Below are 21,061 nucleotides of genomic sequence, written 5' to 3'. Positions count from 1 at the left end.
AACACGTGTTTTTAATGGTTGACCAGGTCAAAAGCCTGTCTTAAATCCTTTTTAAGGTCCTCCACATCTTCAAGACCAACAGACAACCGTATCATATCCTCAGTAACACCGGCCAGTTCCTGCTCTTCTTTTTGAAGTTGTTGGTGCGTGGTACTGGCAGGGTGTACGATCAAGGACTTGGTATCGCCAATATTGACCAAAAGTGAGAACAATTTCGTCCCGTCCACCACCACTTTTGCCGCATCAAACCCTCCTTTGACACCAAAAGTGACAATACCGCTCTGACCATTAGGCATGTATTCGGAAGCCACTTCAAAATATGGGCTACTTTCCAGACCTGGATAATTGACCCATTGCACCTCTTCTTGGGCCTCCAACCATTTGGCCAAGACAAGACTGTTCTCGGAATGTTTTTTAACCCTTATCTCCAAGGTCTCCAATCCCTGAAGGATCTGAAATGCATTGAACGGGCTCAAAGCTGCACCAAAATCCCTTAACCCTTCCAGCCTGGCCTTGGCAATAAAGGCCGCTTGTCCAATTTGCTCATTATAGACCAGTCCATGGTATCCAGGAGAAGGTTCATTGAACTCTGGGAATTTTTCATTGTTCCAATTGAACGTTCCTGCATCGATTATGATACCCCCAATGGAAGTTCCATTTCCATTGATATACTTGGTCAACGAATGCACCACGATATTGGCCCCATATTCAATAGGTCTCAATAAGTATGGAGTGGCCACCGTGTTGTCCACGATAAGCGGGATATCTAGGCCCTTGGCCACATCCGCTATTTTTTTAATATCCGGAACATCCAATTTGGGATTGCCCAAGGATTCCAGAAAATAGGCCTTAGTATTGACCCTAGTGGCATTTTTAAAGCTTTCCGGATTGGAGGCGTCCACAAATGTGGTGCTGATCCCGAATCTCGGTAGGGTCACATTGAAAAGGTTAAACGTTCCGCCGTAAAGACTATTGGAGGCAACAATGTGGTCCCCTGATTTCAAAAGGGTGAGAATTGTTGTGGAGATCGCAGACATTCCCGAGGAAGTGCACAGGGCACCAATTCCTCCCTCTAGGTCTGCCATCCGTTTTTCCAAGATATCGGTTGTGGGATTGTTCAGTCTTGTATAGATATAACCAGGTTCGGATAGATTGAACAAATTGGCCGCATGGTCACAGTCATGGAACACATAGGAAGTGGATTGATAGATCGGGACCGCCCTGGTACCCGCAGTAGCTTGGACATCATGTCCGGAGTGTATCGATCTTGTGGAAAATTTTTGAATGTTGGAATCGTTCATGGTCATTATTTTATAAATGAATATTAATTGTAAATCATATGGCTAACGCTGTAATCCAGTTCTTTTTGTTTCTTATCTACTCATTGTAGGTTATGTATTGGGATGGCCCAACGAAGCCTCCATGGCTTGTCCCAGGTCCCTTTTTAGATCTTCCCTGTCCTCGATGCCGACGGACAACCGCAGAAGATTACCGGTAATCCCCGAAGCCAGTCGCTGGTCCGGTGCCAAATCCCTGTGCGAGGTGGTACTTGGAGCACATATTATACTCTCCACACCTCCCAAGCTCAATGTTGGCTGAATAATGGTAAGGCCCCTGAGAAAATTGTCCACTTGTTTGTCCGTGGCCTTTAACGTAAAGGAAAGAATGCCCCCATAACCTGTCATCTGGGTTTTGGCCACCTTATGCCCCGAATGGGATTCCAGGCCCGGATAGTAAACCGCTTCCACCAGTGGGTGCCCATAAAGGAATTGGGCCACGGCCATGGCATTGGTATTTTGTCTTTCCACCCTAAGGGCCAAGGTCTTGATACTCCGTTCAGCTTGGTAACACTCCTGGGCTGCCAGTGCACCCCCGTATAACTTGGCCGTCCCAAAAATGGGTTCCCGATCGGAGTCCCGGTTTCCCACAAGTACTCCAAAAAAGAGGTCGTTGTGTCCCCCCAGAAACTTAGTTCCCGAGTGAACCACGATATCCACGCCCAGTGAAAGTGGCAACTGGTTGATCGGGGTAGCAAATGTATTGTCCACGATAGTAGTCAAACCATACTGCTTGGCCACTTTTGTAAATGCCTTCAAAGGAAAAATATCCAATAAGGGGTTGGAAGGGGTCTCCATAAAAATGATTTTGGTCCTATCGGTAATGGCATTTTCCAATTCTACAGGGGAACTGCCTACATAACTCACTTCGATTCCCCTTCTTGGCAGTTCATGTTCGGCAAACTTTCGGGTCCCCCCGTATAGTTCCCGGGTACATATGATATGGTCCCCCTCCTTGACCAATCCGAGGATGGCGGTGGTTATAGCGGCCATTCCCGAACTCAGGGCCAATCCCCATGATCCGTGTTCGAGCTTGGCCATGACCTCTCCTAGGCGGATTTGGTTATAGGTGGTGTGGAAACCAGGATATTGCAATGTTTCGGACTCCAAATACCTATAAGCAGTCGATGGTCTGATATCTGGAACCAAGGAATTTCCTCCTCCTTGAAGGTCATATATTGGATGCACGCATAGGGTCTCCATCATATATCTTTTCTGATTAAATCAAACAATTTTCATTCGGACCACATAATCGCCAAAGTGTTCTGAAGGAAGTCCGGTTTTAGCATAATCTTTTAAAAGTTGGGCAAGTTCGGCCAGGATCTCCCCTTCAGAGAGCATTTCCCTATATAATCGGTTCAACCGATCCCCATTGTGACTGGCACCCAAATACATATTGTACCTTCCCGGTGCCCTACCGATAAAACCGATCTCCGCCAATGCCGAACGGGCGCACCCATTGGGACAGCCTGTCATTCGTATATTGATGGCCCTGTCCTCCAAATCATTCTCCCGCAAGAGCACATCGATTTTATCCAAAAGGGAGGGCAGATATCTTTCTGATTCCGCAAAGGCCAAGCCACAAGTATTCAGGGCAACACATGCCATGGAACCCAAACGCAGTCCCGTCATGTGCTTTTTTTCATGCACGTGGTATTCCTTCAACACCTCCTCTATTTTGGACTTGTCATTTTCGGGAATGGAGCCAATGATCAAATTTTGGTTGCCGGTCAGTCTCAAATCACCTATTCCGAGTTCTGCTATTTTACGGATGGCCGTTTTCAGGAAATGCCCTTCGGCATCCTTGATCCTTCCATTTTCAACAAACAGGGTATGGAACCAATGACCATCGATTCCCCTTACCCAACCGTACTGATCGCCATTGGTGGTCAATCTGAAGGGTTTTGTATCTTCCAATTTGCCGTCAAAACGCTGGGGAAGTTCATTTTTTAACCAATCGATCCCATATTTGTCGATGGTATACTTGAACCTGGCCTGTTTTCGGTTTACGCGGTTCCCAAAGTCCCTTTGTATGGACACAATGGCCTCCGCGACGGGGAGTACCTGATCGGGAGCAACAAATCCAATTGGGGTACCCAATCTTGGATAAGTGCTGTCGTCGCCAAAGGTCATCCCCATGCCTCCCCCAACTATGACATTAAAGCCCTGTAACCTTCCCTCTTCCACTATGGCCACAAAACCCAGGTCATTGGCATAGATATCCACATCATTGTGGGGAGGGATACAGAAGGCTATTTTAAACTTTCTCGGTAAATATGTTTTCTTATACAATGGTTCCTGGTCGGGAACCTCGATTTCCCGTTTGTGGTCCAACCACAGTTCATAATAGGCTTTTGTCTTGGGCTGAAAATAATCGCTCACCTCTTGGGCCAAGCCATATACCTGTCCGTGTATTTTGGATTGATAGGGATTGGGATTGCACATCACATTTCGGTTGACGTCCCCGCATGTGGCAATGGTGGTCATCAGGGCCTCATTGATGGTCTTGATCGTCGGCTTTAGATTTCCCTTTAAGATACCGTGCATCTGAAAGGATTGTCTTGTGGTCAATTTAAGGGTACCATTGCCATAGCGATCGGCAAGTTCATCCATGACCAACCACTGTTCCGGGGTCGTGACCCCTCCCGCAATCCTTACACGCAACATAAATTGATACAGGGGTTCCAGTTTCTGTTGTCTTCGTTCTTTTTCAAGGTCACGGTCATGTTGTTGATAGGAACCATGAAATTTCAGTAATTTGGCATCGTCCTCGGCAATGGCCCCTGTGAGTGGATTCCCCAATCCCTTGGCAATGGTACCCCGCAAATAATCACTATTTTCCTTTACACCTTCCTCTTTGGAAAGTTTTTCCACTAAATTCTCTCTCATAGCATAGATTTCATTAATAAACATCGGTTTGATAGCGGTCGGCGGCCCTTAGGTAATCCATATACTCCTTGGCTTTTTCTTCGGTCATCCCCCCATGCAGCATAATGATGGACCTCAAGGCATGGTTCACATCCTTGGCCATTTTTTGGGCATCCCCGCACACATAGAAATGGGCACCATCCTCCAACCACTGGTATACTTCCTTTCCCTTTTCCATCAATCGATCCTGGACATAGACCTTTTCCTCTTGATCCCTGGAAAAGGCTACGTCGGCACGTGCCAGTATCCCATTTTTCAAATATTCGAGCCATTCGGTCTGGTACAGAAAATCCGTACTGAAGTTGCGGTCTCCAAAAAACAACCAAGTCTTACCATGGGCCGTATCCGATTGTCGCTGTTGTATAAAAGATCTATAGGGGGCAACCCCGGTTCCGGCACCCACCATGATCATGGGCACATCCAATTCCACTGGGGGTTTGAACCTACTGTTGTGCTCTACGAACACACTGATGCGATCTCCTTCCTGTACGCGATCCGCCATATAGGTGGAGCAATGTCCGCCCCTGCTGCGACCATGGGCCTCGTACCTGACGGTGGACACAAGGATATGGACTTCATTTCCATACACTTCGCTGGAAGACGCTATCGAATATAAACGGGAACTGTTCTTTCTCAGGAGCGTTATAAATGTTTCAGCTGACATTTTAAACGGCGTCTCTCTGATCATATCCAAAATATCCCTACCACGCAGATATTCCATCAGTTCCATATTATCATCGACCATTTTTTCCAAACGGGGATCTTTGGTCAATTTTGCATACCTGATCACATTGGCCCCTGTCAATGGTGTCAGTTCATAATCCGTCTTCAAGGCCTCATGGAGTGTTTTTTCCCCATGGTGGGATTTGATCCGTTCCGAACCGGTCAGTCCCAATGTCCCCAGTACCTCCACGATGAGTTCATCGGGGTTATGGGCATAGACCCCCAGGGCGTCCCCGGGCTGGTATTGTAGGGAGGACTCTCCCAAATCCAATTCAATGTGAAGGGTCTCCTTGGACGAATTTCTCCCATTTAGGTTGATTTTTTGCAGGACCTCCGCCTCATACGGTGTTTTCCGATCATAACCGCTGGGTTCAATTTTGAAAGACCCCACGGTATCTTTTACTTCGATATCTGTGGAAAGGGCATTGGATTGCGACACCTCATTGAGAACGCCTCCGAGCCACTCTTCGTGACCGTCCTCAAAATCAACATCACAATCCACCCTTTCAAAAAGCCTTTTTCCGCCAAGGCGTTCAAGGACCCTGTCAAAATCCTTCCCGGTCTGGCAAAAATCCGCATAGCTGCTATCTCCAAGAGCTAGGACCGAATACTCCAAATGCTTGAGCGATGGTGCCCTTTTGCCATGGAGGTAATTATGGAATGATTCCGCTTCAATGGGTGGCTCTCCAAGGCCTTGGGTACTTACGATCACCAACAACCGCTTTATTTTTCTGAGTTCCCGATGGTTAAAGGATCCCATGTTGCACAGCATATTGGCGATTCCCAGTCCATCCAACCGCTCAGCGGTCAACTTTGCAAGTCTTTCACTATTTCCCGTTTGGGTACCATAGAGCACCCACACAGGGTCACCGGATTTGGATTCGGTCTTATTCTCCCTTTTCATTTCAGAAAATGAGGTAAGAAACCCGGCCAGCCATTGCAACTGATCTGAATTCAGACCTTTAAGGGAAGTATCCAGGGGTGTGAGCTGTTCTTTGGAAAAAGGACCTTTTTCCAAACCTCCTTTTAGCAATCCATTCTTCATTTATTCGGCTGCGGGGTATACCTCAAATACGGTTTCACTTCACGGTGCCCTTTTGGGAATTTTTCTGGGATCTCCTCATTCCCCACGGATGGGGATATTACAACCTCTTGTCCGTCTTCCCAATCCACTGGGGTCCCCACACTGAATTCGGAGGTCAGTTGAAGGGAGTCCAAAACCCTCAGGATTTCTGTAAAATTTCGTCCAGTGGATGCTGGATAGGTTATGGTCGCCTTTATTTTTTTATCGGGTCCAATGAAATACACGGTGCGTACCGTAACGGAACTTGATGCATTTTCATGGATCATTTGGTATGCATTCGCGATGGTCTTGTCCGAATCTGCTATAATCGGGAATTCCACTTGGGTATTGGCGGTTTCATTGATGTCCTTTATCCATCCTTTATGGGATTCCACATCATCCACACTAAGGGCCAACACCGAGGTGTTCCTTTTTTCAAATTCATCTTTCAGTTGGGCGGTGCGGCCCAATTCTGTGGTACAAATGGGGGTATAATCCGCAGGATGTGAATACAGAATGACCCAACGTCCATTCGTCCAATCATAAAAATTAATATTTCCCAAAGTTGTTTCCGCACTGAAATCAGGAGCAGTGTCTCCTATCTTTAAACTCATATTTTTGTTTTTATTGTTTTTAATAGGGCCGGCCGTTAAGACTCGGCATCCAATTTGATCTCCTCGCGTAGAAATTTTATAAAGTAATCAAAGTACATTGGGTACTTTCTATCCTTCATCCGAGCCACATATTGTTGGCGTTGGAATCCTTTGGAGGTTACCTTGATGGTCTTGATGGATTGGTCCAAATAAGGCGCAAGGGCCCAATTGGCCATAACGATCACACCCAGATTGGCCTTCACCAATTCAATGGAGGCCTCGGTCAGGGGCAGCACGATAATCTTTTTTGGATTGATGCCCTTGGGTATCAGTTCCGATCTGAAAATGGATACCGTTTCCAAGGGCAGTGAATGTATGATCAGGTCGACATCCTGAAAATCCTCGGCCTCGATGAACGATCTTTTTGCCCAGGGATGGCTCTTGCTCACCACGGCCAGCATCTCATCGGAGAACAGTTTTATAAAATCCACCTGATCGGTCTGTTCCAGATTACTGGTGATGGCAATATCAAGGTTACCCGAGACCAAATTCTCGACTGGGTGGTGGGTGGCCTCAAAGACAATTTCAATTTTCACGTTCGGGAACTCGCCATTGAACTTTTTCAGAACGGCGGGCAACCAGTGGTAACTGGTATAGCATTCCGTGCTTACCCGGATGACGCCACTCTCCCCATTGACCATTCGTTTGATCTCCTCATCGGTCCTGTCCACCTCGGCAAGTATTTTAATCGCACTGTTGTACAGCTTTTTGCCCACAGGGGTCAAAATGAGCTTCTTGTTCCGGCGGTAAAACAATTGTGTGCCAACTTGGAGTTCTGCTTCCTTCAATTGATAGCTCAGGGCACTTTGGGACAGATGGAGCACATCCATGGCGCGGGTTATCCCCCCTTCTTCCACAATCGCCTTTATCAATCTCAAGTATCTGATTTCCATTTCACAACTCTTCTGCCCAAAATTAAACCCTATCCAGGGGGAAACCCTGAAAATTGCATGAAAATATTCAATGGTTTCCATAAAATATAGTTGGATGATTTTTATGGTAGATCACGGATTGCCTTGCCCAACCCACTGGTCTTCTTGATATGCGGATGCTGGACCAGGGAGCTGGACATAAAAGGGAATCTGTTTCCGACCATGGAGTTTATCGTGGTGTGGCGAGAATATGATAATATTGCACAAAGGGGTCAAGGAGTTGCTTACACATGGAACTTTGAAAGTACTAGGTAATAAACTGCAAGACCATTATTTTAGCCCAAGGGAATCGATTACCCTGTCCACTTAAAAAATAGCCATCAAGTGAAGTTAAGACAGAAAAGAAAATTGGTGACGTATTTGAACATCTTGGATCAACCTGTACGGTTTAACCCATTTGTCTTTAGCCGGACCTTTTTGTTATGGGCCTTTCTCGGATTGGTCGGTGGCATGACTGCCGGAATCTATTGGATTGTCCTACAGTTTCTGACCCATGAACTGGCTTTTTTTACGGGATGGCAGGTGATTCCATTAATGGGCATCTCGGGGCTATTGGCCGGTTTGACCATACATTTCATAGGGGATCCCGGTGAGATACATCTGATCGTGAACAACATCCGTTTCAACAAGGGAAAGCTCAATCCGAAGAACAATCCGTCCATGATTCTCTCATCCTTATTGTGCGTGGCATCCGGTGGCAGTTTAGGTCCTGAGGCGCCTTTGGTACAGGTGACAGGTTCAACGGGCACTTGGATAGGAAAACTGTTCCGTCTCAAGGGGGAGGAACTAAGATCCCTCAGTATCGCTGGGATGGCTTCGGGTTTTACTGCACTGTTCGGAGCCCCGTTGGGGGGCAGTCTATTTGCATTGGAGATTCTCCACCACAAACATGCGGTGGAGTATTACAAGGCCATTATTCCCGCCTTTGTGTCCAGTTGTTTCAGTTATTTGGTGTTCGCATTGATCATCCATTTGGGGCTCGGTCCGATATGGGATCTTTCATCCTATGAATATTCGGGGGTTTTTGATTTTGGTTATGCTGTCCTATTTGCCATGATCGGGGCCTTTTTTGGATGGGTCTTCATTTTTGTGACCAAATTTTTCAAGACCCTGTTTGAAAGACGCCCCCTTCCCATTTATATCAAAACACTCATCGGTGGGATCATGCTGGGAATCATCGCTTATTATCTTCCCATTACACGATACTTTGGTCATCACGAAATAAGCAGGTTATTGACCAGTGATTACTCCCTTTCCGTATTGTTTTTGGTTTTGGCCTTTAAAATTATCGCCATCTCCGTAACGGTCACTTCGGGTTGGAGGGGCGGATTTATCATTCCTTTATTTTTTGTGGGGGCGACCTTGGGCCTGATAGCCCACCAACTGTTTCCGGAGATCAAGCTCAATTTGGCCATTGTGAGCTGCATGGCGGCCATCAACGCCTGTGTGACCAGAACGCCCATGAGCACGACCATATTATTGGCCACCTTGACAGGCTTCGGGCATTTCATTCCCATTTTGTTCGCCAGTCTGACCGGCTATTTCCTCGCCCCGAGAATTCCTTTTATCGGTTCCCAAATGGAAAGGGAATAGGCGCATTCTATCCAATTTTTTGAAACGTTCCCCAAAGTGGTTTACCTTGAACGGGGTCGGATCATATAAAATTCCTTTTCGGATATTGCTCAAAAGCTTTTGTTTTCCCGTTCCTTGGGCTTAATGATCATTCTGAAATATTGGTCCCTATAGATATAATAACCGATCCAATTAAATAATGCCCGTGTCCTGTTCTTAAAATTGACCAGGCCCATGATATGGACAAAAATCCAGATGAGCCATGCCGGAAATCCTTTCACAAAATAGTTCTGCCCGGGAAGGTCCAATACCGCTTTATTCCTACCAATAATGGCCAGAGATCCCTTGTCCTTATACCTGAAAGCCTTCCAACTTCCATGCTTTCCTTCCAAGTTCTTGGCGAGATTCCGCGCTTGTTGCAAAGCCGGTTGTGCCAATTGTGGATGCCCGTTGGGATAGGCATCATCCCCGGATACCAGGGCACAGTCCCCGAGGGCATAAATAGTATCATAGCCCTCCACCCTATTATGGGCATTTGTTCTTAATCGATTACCTTTTCCAAAACTCTCTTTATGGAACCCCTCAAAGGTCTTGGCGGAGACCCCTGCGGCCCAAATAAGGTTTTTGGTCCGAATCTCGGTCCCATCGGACAACTGGACCTTTTCATTATCAAAGTCCTTGACAAAAGTGTTCAGTTTGATCTCCACCCCGTACCGTTTCAGCTTTTTGAACGTATAGGCCTGGGATTTTGGTGACATGGCGGCCAATACGGCATCCTGGCCATCGATCAGATATATCCCCCCGAGGTCCTCTTGGCCCAGTTCAGGATAGTCCTTCTTCAAGATGGAGGTGCTCATCTCCGCCAAGATCCCTGACAGTTCCACTCCGGTAGGGCCTGCACCGGCGATCACAAAGGTCAACAAATGTTTTCGGTCCTCTATATTGGGGAGACGGGTGGCCCGGTCCAACCGGGCCAATATGGTGTTCCGTAGGGAAAGGGCATCACTTATGGTCTTCATCGGAAGGCTGTACCTTTCAATGTTTTTATTGCCAAAAAAATTGCTTTCCGCTCCGGTGGCCATCACCAGAATATCATAGGCCAGCTCCCCATTGCTCAAAATGACTTTGTTCTCTTCGGGCACGACCCTTTCCAGACTGCCCAACCGAAAGCGGACACTTTCCCTTTTTCGGAGGATCCTACGGAAGGGGTAGCTAATAGCGGATGGCTCCATGAAACCGGTAGAAACCTGATATATCAGCGGAGGAAAAAAATTATAGTTGTTCACATCCACCAATATGACTTCATATTTTCTGGAGTTACCCAATCCCTTGATCAATTCAAGTCCTGCGAAACCACCTCCGATGACAATGACACTTTGCTTACCATCCATAACATCAACTTTTCTTCAAAGTTAGGGGTATCCGGTCCCATTTCTCTTAAACGTGTTTAATAATCGTACCAACACACGGTCCCATCAACCTTCCGAAGACGCCCTGGCCCTGATAGGTTTTCCCATTGCTCTAAATTTATTTACCATTGCAAAAAGGATCAAGGCGATTAAGGTGGCCAAAAAGCAGGTACACTGAAAGCATAAGGATTGCACGATAGGTCATCCCAACGGTCTCCCGCGAACGTATCCCTTTGGCAACCAAAATATCACGGTAAAGACGAACCCGTCCATTCAAGGATGGGTCAAAGGCCGTTATGTTTATGATATAACCTATCCTAAACTTCTCCTTAAATTGTTCCTACAGCGTGTAGAAGCCAGCTATCAAATTCTAACAGGCAAATAACCGTGCATGTGTCCTATTTTATGATCTTAAGCACTCGGTTCCCGTGTGCTCTTCATGACCTCCTGGGTGTACCGCCGTAATTTCTCCGGGTCGTTTCCGATATGCTGGAGTTCCCTTTGGGAGGGACTCACCACCAGGGAATAGAACTTGGGCTCCCGTTTTTTGAGCTTGGCGGTATTGGCATCGATCTCTGCAATGACCCGCTCGGCATCAATGCTGTTCTCTTCTTGGTTGAAATACCCTTCCTGCTGTTCCGGTTCCTTCCCTTCGTTCTCCTTTCCGAGATAATTGACAAAATCCCGAGCACTGCCCTTAAAATTGTCCCCCAGTTGTTGGCGTGTGATGGCGATGTACATGTTTATGGTTTTTTAAGTTTTGTGCGGTATTTTTCAATGGCCTCAGGATTGAGGTCCAATTTGAGATGGTCCTTTCCGAATCGGTTATGGAACAGGCTCACATGGTCCAACACATATTTAAAATCCTCCTTGAGCTCCTCCATTTGTTCCACTAGGCGGTCATAACGGATCTTGGGCACGGTGACCTCCCCATCAAAGGGTTCTGGTTGCGAGGGTTTCTTGGTCTCGGTCAATTGCTGTTCGATAAAGTCAAAATCGCTGTCCCATTCATCGTCATTGGATTCTAGTTCCTGCTCAAAGAGGGCTTGGATCATGCTCACCGTGGGCAGGGTCTGTTCCTTTTCGATGCTGCGCATGATGGCGATCATGGCATTAAAGCGGTGTTTGATCAGGTATTTGAGACTGGCGATGGTCTCGTGCATCCGCTCATCAGGTGAGATCCCGTTGTGCTCAAAAAACTCCACCATGGCCAAGAGGGTCATGGAATGTGATTTCCCTTGCCGTTTGGAAAAGCCTTTGAACTTGGCGAGTATCGATATTTTGATGCACACGGTCCGAAATGCTTCCTTTTCGTATCCCTTATCCATTTTTAGCTTAAAAATTCCTTGGTTTTATTGGGCCCAGCGCATTTTTACGCTAAAAACGCCAAGGGCCCTATTTTTTAAAATACCCCAAACCCCCATAAACAGGGGCCTTGCGGAGCCACTATGATCGGTAGGACGCGCGAGCGTGCTACCCTCTTGCTTCTCCGATTTGTCCCGCAGGGACAAAATCGTATCGCACAACATGACCCAAGGGTCAGTTGCCTGTTCTTTGAAAGTCAAATCGATGGGTACGGACATAAGGAAAGTCAAACCGTTTCGCAACTGCGAATCAAAGCATAACCCGTACTTAAATTCTGTTGTAAACCAACCCTTTAAAGATAGAAAAACCAACCATGAACCCATAAAAAAAGCCCATCATAATGGATGGGCTTCGATGGTGTGTTTTGTGGTTTACATATTGAATACAAAATCATAATTGTATAGATTTCGCATGGCTTCCCTTCGACTCCGCTCAGGGCAGGCCCAAGAGGGCTTCATAGTCCTTATCATGGGCTTGGGCAAATTGGTGCAATTCGGTCCCGGAACGGCTTTCCACATCTTCTTTGGATACGGAAAGCAATCGTTCCTGGGTTTCATTATCAAGGTTTGTAAAGTTCAAATAGATCATTATTCAAATTTTGGATAGTTCATTGTTCACAGATCATAAAGGCTTGGATCGAACCCATCGGGATATTACCTAGGGTCGTTTTGTACTTCCAACCATTCCTCAAATTCGGTCATCTCTGTATCTGCTTCCATGCTTATTGCATTATAGAATCTCATTATCTGCAAAACTGTAGTAGCGTCCATCAGGGGCAAGGATGATATGATCCAACACTTTGATGTCAAAGAGCTGGGCCGCCGCTTTGATCTTTTGGGTCAATTGTTTGTCCTGATAACTGGCCTTTAGCTGCCCAGAGGGGTGGTTATGGGCGAGGATGATCCCCACCGAAAGGGTCTTTAGGGTTATGGCAAAAAGGATGCGCACATCCACCAAGGTTCCCGTGATGCCCCCATGGGAGAGCGGATAAATGCCCTTGACCTTGTTGGACTGGTTGAGCAGCACGATCTTAAAGGTCTCGTGCAGGCCTATGGTCTTGTTGTCCCAATTTTGGAACAAAAGGTTCGCCACCTCGTTGGAGTTGGTCACGGACAGGGATTTCAAGGTACTGAGTTTTTCCCGATAACTGATCTGTATTTCATTGACACGGTGTTCCATTTCAAATGTTTTAATGATGAAAAAAGAAAGGGATGCCCAAAGACTGGACACCCCTATCCATCTTACTCAGTGGTATTGTTATCACCACCGCCCAACAATAGGATCTCACTGGCCACTACTTCGGTCACATACTTTTTATTGCCCTCTTTGTCCTCATAGGAACGGGAGGTCAATTTCCCTTCGATGGCAACTTCCTTGCCCTTGGTCACGAATCCTTCGATGATGTCGGCCAACTTGCCCCAACCGATCACGGTATGCCATTCGGTATTGGTCACCCGTTCCCCTTCGGAGTTCTTGTAATGTTCGTTGGTGGCCATGGTGAACCGTGCCACTCGCTTGCCTTTGTCAAGGTCTGTGATGGTAGGGTCTTGTCCCACGTTTCCGATCAACTGCACTTTGTTTCTCAATGTACTCATGATAAAAAGTTTTAAAGGCCTGCCGTCCTCCATTATGGACAGATCAGCAAACAGGGTTAAAAATTTCCCCTCTATTTTTTTGGATTTTGTTTCCCAAATTTTAAGGGGCGTTTGTTTGCTTCTTACGTGCGCAGCACCATAAAAGAAGGGGGTTCTGTCAAGGCTTTTGGACAGAAATCGGGAGGCTCCGCGACGTAGCAAAACCTTTGGTCGTGCCTACGGCAGGCAAGGTTTTCAAGGAAGTGGAAACCCTATTTGTGGACAAAACCTGCCTTGGCCTTGACAGGTTCGATAAGGGCCTTAGGAATTCCATCCGACCCATTGTCAAGGGAGCGTACGGGAAGTTAAGCGACTGCGGGCGATGGTGTCCTGATGGGAAGTCCTTGGGCACTGCCCCGTTTTTCGATGCCCCGAAAAACAACCAGGGCTTCTTTTATTAAGGACCCCTTAAAATTTGATGGGCGGACGGACGGATTTGCGGCCTTGCACGGCAAAGCCCCAAGAAGGGTTTGCAAAGGAAGGGCGCACCAAAAATCCGTTTGGACGACTTCACTATTGGAGGAATACTTATACATCATTTTTGGTACCCCTTGGTCCCTATTTTGAGCACATACTTCACAAAAAAGTGTACTTTTGCATTTTATCCCTATCGAAGACCGATTGAAACGCATTAAAACCATAACTACCCTTATTTCCCTGGCCCTCCTCTATGTTTGGACTATGGCTTTGGGCTATTGGTCACCGCAGTTGGAGACGGAGGAAAAGACCGAAAAGGGATTCGCATGGTTCCAATTGAATGGTCGGACGGATGGTTCCGTTCACTTGGCACCGGACCACTATTCCAGGGCGGTATCGGAATCACGACCCTCAACGAAAGACATTTTCCCTTTCACACCGACTCTAGCTTGGTTACAGGATGTTTGCTTTTCTTCGGGAACCCATAAACTGTTGTCCTTTGCTGATAAAACCAATAATAGGGTAGCACAACAGATAGCCAAACTCCTCTATCCCTTCCACTTTTTCCTTTGACTCCTCCATTCCATTGGGCATCCACAAAACTCTCGATGCCTATCCATTAAGCATCCGGCAAGTTTTGCCAAAAATTGTATTACATCATTAAATAAATTAAACCATGGAATTAGGAGTAATTGCCATTGGCGCGACTGTCATCGCCCTATGTGCCATGCCGTTTATTGCAACGGCAAATAATCGAAAGAAAAAACAAAAGGAATTGTTGAATGGATTGAATACCATTGCCACAACCCAACAAAGCCATTTAGGCATTCATGATTTCGGAATGGAGTTTGCCATAGGGCTCTCAAGTGCCAAAAACTATGTCTTTTTCTACAAGAACCTTAAAAATGGACAACCCATTTCCATATGTATCCCGATCAACACAATCAAGAATTGTAAGATTCTTGAGAGCAAACAAGGGGCAGGATCAGAAGCTATACTCCAAAAATTAGAGCTGGTCATTACCTTTCTTGACAAGGAAAGTACCCCTTGCACTCTAGTTTTCTTTGATACGGATGAACATTTCCAGCCCAATGGGGAACTGTCCTTGATAAGGCAATGGGAGACCAATATTAAGCAGGCCATGGAGTTCTATCCAAACTAGGCAGGTTTTGTAAGTTAAAAAGGTCCTGGGAAAATTCTGGGGCCTTCCGTATTTAAGTTATCTCAATTCAAAACATGGACAGCTTAAGTCAGCATCAAATAGACTCCTTGAAAACCCTACTTCTTCCTTTTATAAAGGTGGGCAGTATTGATCGGAATAAATTCCTATACGCTTTTATTTGGCCATCAATGCTCCAGTTCCCACCTGCCTCGGGTCAGGTTTTAAAGGTTGTTTGAGGGTCGAGATCACCTCCAGACTGAAATGCCCGAACTCTTCGGTCACCGTTCCGTGGCACAGATAGATGCCCTTTCCATGAATGTGTGTGGATGCCATTGTTTGGGGAAAGTGGACACAGTCAAAAAAGTGACCTTTAAGATCGAGCATGGTGGTAAAGCGCATGGTGTCCCCTTTGGTGGTGGTGTTCAATCGGGTATGGACCATGGAGCCATAGATCCAAATTTTCTGGTTGACATGGTCCTCAAAATCACTGGCGACCAACCGGCTTTTCACTTTACTGTCCATGAGCTCATAATACCCGCATAGCGGAAAGCCCAAAAGCTCCAATTGGTCATAGGCATCCTCAATGGGATGGGAAGGTAGATGCGGCAATGTAAAATGCCTGTGGTTGGGCTTGAACAGCAGTTTCTGCACCGTATCCTTTCGATGGGCCTTGGTCTTGAACACGGCCTGCCAGAGCAGCTGCTTCTTGGGCACTCCAAAGACACGAAAGGCATCGATGCGCACCAGAATGGTCAACTGTTCGATGGCAATCGGGACACGGTCTATAAAATCATCAAAGTCCCTGAACTTGCCATAAAGCTGCCTTTCGTTCAAAATGCGTTGGATGACCAGACGTTCCAAGCTTTTGAGCTGTCCCAGTCCCAGATAGATGTGCTTCCCATAAATGGCATTGACATGGCCACTGCGGTTGATACAGGGCGGATGGATGATGCCTCCCCACATCTTGGCCTCATGGACATAGAGTTCGGTATCATAGAACCCACCCCCATTGTTGAGCACGGCCACCATGAACTCCAAGGGGAAATAGCATTTCAGATACAGGCTCTGGTAGCTTTCCACGGCATAGGAAGCGGAATGTCCCTTGGCAAAGGCATAGCCCGCAAAACTCTCGATCTGTTCCCATACCATTTGGGTCAGGCTGGCATCGTGCCCCCTTTGCTTGCAGTTTTCAAAAAACTTCAATTTCACCGCCTGAAACTCCTCCCGGGAACGGAACTTTCCGCTCATCCCCCGTCTCAGGACATCGGCCTCCCCAAGGTCCAATCCTGCAAAGAGGTGCGCCACTTTCAGTACATCCTCTTGGTAGACCATGATCCCATGGGTCTCGGGCATGATCTCCAAAAGGATGGGATTGGCCTCCTTACGCCGCTGCGGTTCCCTTTCCATACGGATGTATTCGTCCTTCATCCCTGAGGAGGAGACCCCTGGACGGATCACGGAACTGGCCGCCACCAAACCAAGGTAATCATGGGTCCGCAGTTTTTTCATCAGCCCCCGCATGGCAGGGGATTCCACATAATAGGCCCCAATGGCCCTCCCCTCGCTCAACAGCCGGTTGATGTTGGCATCCTGCTTCATGGCCTCCACGCTCTTGATGTCCAAAAGGGGGGCATCCGGTTGATTTTTCTTAATGACCTCTACCGCTTCCTTGATCTTGGCCAAGCCCCGTTGTCCCAAAATATCAAACTTGAACAGCCCTACATCCTCTGCAATGATCATATCGAACTGTACCGTCGGGAACCCTTTGGGCGGAAGGGTCGTGGCCGAATAATAATGTTCGGAACGGTTCAAGATCAATATCCCTGAGGAATGCACACTGATGTAATTGGGCATCCCATGGATATAGGTGGCGTATTTCAGCACCAATCGGGCCAGTTCGTCCAATGTACCCTGTTCGTACCGACCCGCACTGAGCTTATCGATTTCCTCGGTGGGCAGGCCGAACACCTTGCCCAGTTCCCGAACGGCGGCCCGGTACTTAAAGGTGTTGTAGGTGCCCAAAAGGGCCACATGCTCGAATCGCTCAAAAATATAGGCCGTGACATCATCACGGTCCCAAGTGGAGAAATCAATGTCAAAATCAGGGGGCGAAGCCCGAAAGGGATTGATGAACCGTTCGAAATACAGGTCCAGTTCAATGGGATCCACATCGGTGATCCCGATCAGGTAAGCCACCAGACTGTTGGCCCCACTGCCCCTGCCCACGTAAGGGTACCCCTTGGACTTGGCATAAGAGACAATATCGTGGTTGATCAAAAAATAGGACACGAAATCCAGTTCTTGGATGGTCCGAAGTTCCCGGAACATACGCTCCCTGACCTTTTCCGTAGGATGGGCATAGCGCCGGGGCAACCCTTCCAGGGCCAATTCCCGCAACCGCTCCACATCAAATGCTTTGGACTCCAAAAAACGGGACTGGTTCTGGGAAACCCGCTCACTTCCAAACCCAAAGGCAATGGTACAGGAGTCCATCAACCGCTCGGTATTCTCCCAGATATGCGGAAAATCAACCAAAGCTTTTTTCAGTTCCTTCATGGGCTGAAGGGTATCGGTAGGCTTGGCCTCCTCCGACTGAGGGAGTTTGCTCAACAAGGTGTTCAACCCTATGGCCCGAAGCAAGCGATGCGTATTGAAATCTTTTTTGCTGCGAAAGCTTACGGGCTGTAACAGCACCAATCTGTCGGTATAATCCCGATACTGGGAGAACCGCAGTTTCCGGAGTTCCTCCACCGACACCCCGATATGCTCATAGGCCCTGAAATCCGTCCGTTCCTCTTCCTGGATTTTCTCAAAGGGATAGATAATATGGACATGCTCAAAAACTGGGGCCACAGCCGGAATGGGCGTTCCCTTATGAAGATGCTCGGAAAGAAAGGCATTGATTTCCCGAAACCCCTCATTGTTTTGGGCCAGGCCCACAAACTCCTGCACGTTCCCGTTCCTAAAATCAATCCCCAGAATGGGACGGATCCCCTGCTCATTGGCCAAGCGCACAAAGTTCATGCCCACCGAACTGTTGTTGATATCGGTCAGGGCCAGCACCTCCACCCCATGGGAACGGGCCAGTTCCAAGAGTTCCGTTTCGGAGAGCACCCCGTAGTTCAGGGAATAGTAGGTATGGCAGTTCAGGTACATATTATTGCTGTCTATGGGCCAATAAAATGGGTGGTTGTCCGTCAAAGGGGTTCCCGCCCCTTCCTATGCTATGGGCCCCCAGGGCCGAGGCCCGCATCAGACTGGATTCCCCAAAGCGGCTGCGCACCCGGTCCATGGCCTGGTAGAGGTTCAGCAGTTTTTCATCATCGGCGAACAGGTCGATCTGATAATGCCCCCCAACGATATGGCTGTAGTTGACCCCCACGAGTCGGATGAGCATCCTCCGGTCATAGAGGGAAGTAAATAGTTCCTTTACCAAGGGCACCAAAATGTGGTCCGCAGAGGTATAGGGTATCCGTTTCTGTTTCGTATAGGTCTTGAAATCACTGTACCGGATCTTCACGCTCACACAACCCGTCATCTTGTCGGCCCGACGGAGTTGGTAGGCCAGGTTTTCCGCCATGGCGAACAAGGTGGTCTCCAATTTGACCATATCGGTCGTATCCTTTCCATAGGTACGTTCCGTGGAAATGGACTTCCGTTCATGGAAAGGGATCAAGGGAGAATTGTCCAGCCCTTGGGCCCGCATCCAGATGGTCCGTCCGTGCAGCCCAAAGGCACTCTCCAATAGTTCCAGAGGCAGTTCCTGTACCGTCCGGATGGTGGTCACACCCATATTGGACAAAAGCCCATAGGTCTTTTCCCCCACCGAGGGCAGTTTACGGATATGCAGTGGCGCCAAGAACTCCTTTTCGAGGCCCAGATCGATCTTCATCTGGTTGTTGGGCTTGGCCTCCCCAGTGGCCACTTTGGAGACCACCTTGTTCCGGGACAGTCCAAAGGAAATGGGCAATCCCGTTTCCCTCAAGATCCGTTGCCGCATTTCCGAGGCGTATTTGTAGCAGCCAAAGAAGCGGTCCATCCCGGAGAGGTCGGCATAGAACTCATCCACACTGGCCTTTTCAAAGACCGGGACGCTCTCCTTGATGATCTCGGTCACAGTATCGGAAAACTTCATATAGGTCCCCGCATTGCCCTTGATGACCGTGGCCTCCGGGCACAACCTACGGGCCACTTTCATGGACATGCCCGAGTGCACCCCGAAGCGACGTGTCTCATAGCTACAGGCCGCGACCACCCCTCTGTCCCCCAACCCACCGACCAAGAGGGGCCGCTTCATCAGACGGCTGTCCAACAGCCGCTCACAGGAGACGAAGAAAGTATCCAAATCGAGATGGAGGATGGTGGGCTTCATAAAATATATTGGATTATTTCCTATTGTTTGGAATATATCCAAAATTACAGAAAGCGGGGATCGGTTTCAAAACTTTAACAATTTTGCCTATCTTATAGTTGCAAAATCCAACCTCAAGATGTGCTACTCGACCAGACAGACCCGGGAACGGAAGGAGCTGGAAAAACTGCTATCCGTCAAGGCCATGTACGGTGACATCGATACCGACTTGGAGCTTATTTATTTCCATGCCAACGGCTGGAGCCATCCGGTGATGTGGACCTTGGGGCAAGAAGAGCCCAACAACCTGCTCCCTGCCATGTGGGGCATCATGCCCCCCAAGGAAAGGCAGGAAAACTATATGGAGTATTTCAAGAACCCGAAGACCTTTGGGGGGCTGAATGCCAAATCGGAAAACCTCTTTGACCACTTCATGTACCGCTATTGTTGGGAAAACCAACGCTGCATCATTCCGGTGGACGGTTTCTTTGAGCCCCACAACACCCAAGTGAAGGTCAAGGGCAAGGATTTCAAGGTGCCTTTTTACTTCCATAGAAAGAACGGTGACCCACTATACCTAGCGGGCATCTATACCAACACTGCTGATGGACGGAGGACCTTTGCCGTGCTCACCAAGGACGCCACCCCCATGTTCGCCGAGATCCACAATGAAAAGAAACGACGTCCCGTGATCATCGACGACGAAAATTTAGATGCTTGGTTACATAACGGCAACAATGAATCGGACGTTCAAGATCTCATCGATGACGACCTCTGGGAAGAGGATCTGAAAGCCTATCCCGTCACCAAGGACCTGTACAGCAGGACCATCGATTCCAATTATTCCGGGATTATTGATAAAGTGGACTACGAAGAGGTGTCCATTTCCTTTGGATAATCATTAAAAAAAAGAGGCATTTGTCTGCCTCTTATGTATGCAGCACAATTAAAAAAGGGCTTCTTTTATTATGGATCCCTTAAAATTTGTTGGGCGGACGGACGGATTTGTGGTCTTCCTAGGCAAATCCACAAGAAGGGTTTGCAAAGGAAGGGCACATCAAAATCCATCTGGACGGTTTCCTTATTGCTTTTAAGGGTTTATTGTTCCACCATTCCGATTGAAAATACACCAAGGCTCAAGGTACAACGGCAATGGATTGCTCTTTATCATCTGCCCATAACAATTCTCCTTGGTCGCTCGGGGAAGGGTCGACATTTCCCAAAGATCCAAATCTTCTGATCGGCATAAGTACTTGAAGACCCTTCGGAAGTAAAGATATGAGTTGATACCAACTACTCATAAAAATGTTAAATTATAATCCCAAAAAATTCGTGATAAAGTGATTTAAAGAATAAAATTGTGAAATGCACAGAAAATAGTACTGGAATAAAAATTAATGTTCAGGAGGTAGATGCCAATAGTAATGATGAGCACGAAACGATACGTACAACACTAGAACAGGTACTGAAGCAATTGGACATCTTGAATGCTTAAGAGCCTATTTGAAGGTCTCA

Annotated in this window: 20 protein-coding genes; 5 read left to right on the top strand and 15 right to left on the bottom strand. The window is 47.5% G+C overall.

The features are described from left to right. Positions 1 to 11 precede the first annotated feature (11 nt). The 6 genes from A7D14_RS05510 to A7D14_RS05485 form a co-directional block, all read right to left on the bottom strand. Positions 12 to 1,301, bottom strand: coding sequence for an O-acetylhomoserine aminocarboxypropyltransferase/cysteine synthase family protein (locus tag A7D14_RS05510; protein WP_067031197.1), 1,290 nt, complete (start codon positions 1,299 to 1,301; stop codon positions 12 to 14). A 90-nt stretch (positions 1,302 to 1,391) separates the two neighbouring features. Further along, positions 1,392 to 2,543 carry a trans-sulfuration enzyme family protein gene (locus A7D14_RS05505; RefSeq protein WP_067031129.1) on the bottom strand — a complete coding sequence of 384 codons (1,152 nt, stop codon included), beginning with the start codon at positions 2,541 to 2,543 and terminating at the stop codon, positions 1,392 to 1,394. A gap of 18 nt (positions 2,544 to 2,561) precedes the next feature. After that, positions 2,562 to 4,226, bottom strand: a complete 1,665-nt coding sequence (locus tag A7D14_RS05500; RefSeq protein ID WP_067031194.1) for an NADPH-dependent assimilatory sulfite reductase hemoprotein subunit — start codon at positions 4,224 to 4,226, stop codon at positions 2,562 to 2,564. Positions 4,227 to 4,239: 13 nt separating this feature from the next. After that, positions 4,240 to 6,033, bottom strand: coding sequence for an assimilatory sulfite reductase (NADPH) flavoprotein subunit (locus A7D14_RS05495; RefSeq protein WP_067031126.1), 1,794 nt, complete (start codon positions 6,031 to 6,033; stop codon positions 4,240 to 4,242). After that, positions 6,030 to 6,665 (bottom strand): peroxiredoxin, encoded by a 636-nt coding sequence (locus tag A7D14_RS05490; RefSeq protein ID WP_067031123.1) that lies wholly within the window; start codon positions 6,663 to 6,665, stop codon positions 6,030 to 6,032. Before A7D14_RS05490 ends, A7D14_RS05495 begins: the two co-directional genes overlap by 4 nt. Before the next feature lie 35 nt (positions 6,666 to 6,700). Further along, positions 6,701 to 7,678 carry a LysR family transcriptional regulator gene (locus A7D14_RS05485; protein WP_255307395.1) on the bottom strand — a complete coding sequence of 326 codons (978 nt, stop codon included), beginning with the start codon at positions 7,676 to 7,678 and terminating at the stop codon, positions 6,701 to 6,703. 282 nt (positions 7,679 to 7,960) lie between these two features. On the opposite strand from A7D14_RS05485, the gene A7D14_RS05480 reads away from it, so the two are divergent. Beyond that, the gene (locus A7D14_RS05480; RefSeq protein WP_067031120.1) at positions 7,961 to 9,229 is read left to right on the top strand and encodes a chloride channel protein; all 1,269 of its coding nucleotides are present in this window, start codon (positions 7,961 to 7,963) and stop codon (positions 9,227 to 9,229) included. Positions 9,230 to 9,318: 89 nt separating this feature from the next. Here the strand turns inward: A7D14_RS05480 and A7D14_RS05475 are convergent, their stop codons facing one another. The 7 genes from A7D14_RS05475 to A7D14_RS05445 all read right to left on the bottom strand — a co-directional run bounded on the left by A7D14_RS05475 (position 9,319) and on the right by A7D14_RS05445 (position 13,577). Continuing rightward, positions 9,319 to 10,599 (bottom strand): NAD(P)/FAD-dependent oxidoreductase, encoded by a 1,281-nt coding sequence (locus A7D14_RS05475; RefSeq protein ID WP_067031117.1) that lies wholly within the window; start codon positions 10,597 to 10,599, stop codon positions 9,319 to 9,321. A gap of 429 nt (positions 10,600 to 11,028) precedes the next feature. Further along, positions 11,029 to 11,358 carry a DUF5712 family protein gene (locus A7D14_RS05470; protein ID WP_067031114.1) on the bottom strand — a complete coding sequence of 110 codons (330 nt, stop codon included), beginning with the start codon at positions 11,356 to 11,358 and terminating at the stop codon, positions 11,029 to 11,031. A gap of 2 nt (positions 11,359 to 11,360) precedes the next feature. After that, positions 11,361 to 11,945, bottom strand: a complete 585-nt coding sequence (locus A7D14_RS05465) for a BfmA/BtgA family mobilization protein (RefSeq protein ID WP_067031111.1) — start codon at positions 11,943 to 11,945, stop codon at positions 11,361 to 11,363. A 24-nt stretch (positions 11,946 to 11,969) separates the two neighbouring features. After that, entirely contained in the window at positions 11,970 to 12,200 is a 231-nt protein-coding gene (locus A7D14_RS05460; RefSeq protein WP_141673231.1) for a hypothetical protein, read from the bottom strand. A gap of 214 nt (positions 12,201 to 12,414) precedes the next feature. Continuing rightward, positions 12,415 to 12,570: a hypothetical protein gene (locus A7D14_RS05455; protein ID WP_255307394.1), complete on the bottom strand. Its 156-nt coding sequence runs from the start codon at positions 12,568 to 12,570 to the stop codon at positions 12,415 to 12,417. Positions 12,571 to 12,711: 141 nt separating this feature from the next. Beyond that, a complete protein-coding gene (locus A7D14_RS05450; RefSeq protein WP_067031105.1) occupies positions 12,712 to 13,161 on the bottom strand; it encodes a JAB domain-containing protein in 450 nt (149 codons plus the stop codon). Positions 13,162 to 13,223: 62 nt separating this feature from the next. Further along, entirely contained in the window at positions 13,224 to 13,577 is a 354-nt protein-coding gene (locus A7D14_RS05445) for a single-stranded DNA-binding protein (RefSeq protein ID WP_067031187.1), read from the bottom strand. Between the two features lie 212 nt (positions 13,578 to 13,789). Here A7D14_RS05445 and A7D14_RS05440 point away from each other — a divergent pair, with 212 nt between their 5' ends. The 3 genes from A7D14_RS05440 to A7D14_RS05425 all read left to right on the top strand — a co-directional run bounded on the left by A7D14_RS05440 (position 13,790) and on the right by A7D14_RS05425 (position 15,195). After that, positions 13,790 to 14,017: a hypothetical protein gene (locus A7D14_RS05440; RefSeq protein ID WP_067031103.1), complete on the top strand. Its 228-nt coding sequence runs from the start codon at positions 13,790 to 13,792 to the stop codon at positions 14,015 to 14,017. A gap of 193 nt (positions 14,018 to 14,210) precedes the next feature. After that, the gene (locus tag A7D14_RS05430; protein WP_141673229.1) at positions 14,211 to 14,606 is read left to right on the top strand and encodes a hypothetical protein; all 396 of its coding nucleotides are present in this window, start codon (positions 14,211 to 14,213) and stop codon (positions 14,604 to 14,606) included. Positions 14,607 to 14,709: 103 nt separating this feature from the next. Next, complete coding sequence (locus tag A7D14_RS05425; protein ID WP_067031096.1) at positions 14,710 to 15,195, top strand: hypothetical protein; 486 nt, start codon at positions 14,710 to 14,712, stop codon at positions 15,193 to 15,195. 174 nt (positions 15,196 to 15,369) lie between these two features. Here the strand turns inward: A7D14_RS05425 and A7D14_RS05420 are convergent, their stop codons facing one another. Beyond that, positions 15,370 to 18,351, bottom strand: coding sequence for a DNA polymerase III subunit alpha (locus A7D14_RS05420; RefSeq protein WP_067031093.1), 2,982 nt, complete (start codon positions 18,349 to 18,351; stop codon positions 15,370 to 15,372). A gap of 1 nt (position 18,352) precedes the next feature. Next, a complete protein-coding gene (gene dinB, locus A7D14_RS05415; protein WP_067031090.1) occupies positions 18,353 to 19,567 on the bottom strand; it encodes a DNA polymerase IV in 1,215 nt (404 codons plus the stop codon). A 118-nt stretch (positions 19,568 to 19,685) separates the two neighbouring features. Here dinB and A7D14_RS05410 point away from each other — a divergent pair, with 118 nt between their 5' ends. Then, on the top strand, positions 19,686 to 20,444 hold the full coding sequence (locus A7D14_RS05410; protein ID WP_067031184.1) for an SOS response-associated peptidase: 759 nt from the start codon (positions 19,686 to 19,688) through the stop codon (positions 20,442 to 20,444). Positions 20,445 to 21,061 lie beyond the last annotated feature (617 nt).

The sequence above is a fragment of the Allomuricauda sp. CP2A genome (assembly GCF_001683915.1).
In the GTDB taxonomy this organism is placed as follows: domain Bacteria; phylum Bacteroidota; class Bacteroidia; order Flavobacteriales; family Flavobacteriaceae; genus Flagellimonas.
This window is presented reverse-complemented; position numbering and strand designations above follow the sequence as displayed.

Bases quoted from the DNA above. Each gene is read 5' to 3' on its own strand.
- A7D14_RS05445 (WP_067031187.1), bottom strand. From the start codon at position 13,577: ATGAGTACATTGAGAAACAAAGTGCAGTTGATCGGAAACGTGGGACAA.
- A7D14_RS05475 (WP_067031117.1), bottom strand. From the start codon at position 10,599: ATGGATGGTAAGCAAAGTGTCATTGTCATCGGAGGTGGTTTCGCAGGA.
- A7D14_RS05410 (WP_067031184.1), top strand. From the start codon at position 19,686: ATGTGCTACTCGACCAGACAGACCCGGGAACGGAAGGAGCTGGAAAAA.
- A7D14_RS05495 (WP_067031126.1), bottom strand. From the start codon at position 6,033: ATGAAGAATGGATTGCTAAAAGGAGGTTTGGAAAAAGGTCCTTTTTCC.
- A7D14_RS05510 (WP_067031197.1), bottom strand. From the start codon at position 1,301: ATGAACGATTCCAACATTCAAAAATTTTCCACAAGATCGATACACTCC.
- A7D14_RS05450 (WP_067031105.1), bottom strand. From the start codon at position 13,161: ATGGAACACCGTGTCAATGAAATACAGATCAGTTATCGGGAAAAACTC.
- A7D14_RS05490 (WP_067031123.1), bottom strand. From the start codon at position 6,665: ATGAGTTTAAAGATAGGAGACACTGCTCCTGATTTCAGTGCGGAAACA.
- A7D14_RS05455 (WP_255307394.1), bottom strand. From the start codon at position 12,570: ATGATCTATTTGAACTTTACAAACCTTGATAATGAAACCCAGGAACGA.
- A7D14_RS05485 (WP_255307395.1), bottom strand. From the start codon at position 7,678: ATGGAAACCATTGAATATTTTCATGCAATTTTCAGGGTTTCCCCCTGG.
- A7D14_RS05500 (WP_067031194.1), bottom strand. From the start codon at position 4,226: ATGAGAGAGAATTTAGTGGAAAAACTTTCCAAAGAGGAAGGTGTAAAG.
- A7D14_RS05465 (WP_067031111.1), bottom strand. From the start codon at position 11,945: ATGGATAAGGGATACGAAAAGGAAGCATTTCGGACCGTGTGCATCAAA.
- A7D14_RS05470 (WP_067031114.1), bottom strand. From the start codon at position 11,358: ATGTACATCGCCATCACACGCCAACAACTGGGGGACAATTTTAAGGGC.
- dinB (WP_067031090.1), bottom strand. From the start codon at position 19,567: ATGAAGCCCACCATCCTCCATCTCGATTTGGATACTTTCTTCGTCTCC.
- A7D14_RS05425 (WP_067031096.1), top strand. From the start codon at position 14,710: ATGGAATTAGGAGTAATTGCCATTGGCGCGACTGTCATCGCCCTATGT.
- A7D14_RS05505 (WP_067031129.1), bottom strand. From the start codon at position 2,543: ATGATGGAGACCCTATGCGTGCATCCAATATATGACCTTCAAGGAGGA.
- A7D14_RS05460 (WP_141673231.1), bottom strand. From the start codon at position 12,200: ATGTCCGTACCCATCGATTTGACTTTCAAAGAACAGGCAACTGACCCT.
- A7D14_RS05420 (WP_067031093.1), bottom strand. From the start codon at position 18,351: ATGTACCTGAACTGCCATACCTACTATTCCCTGAACTACGGGGTGCTC.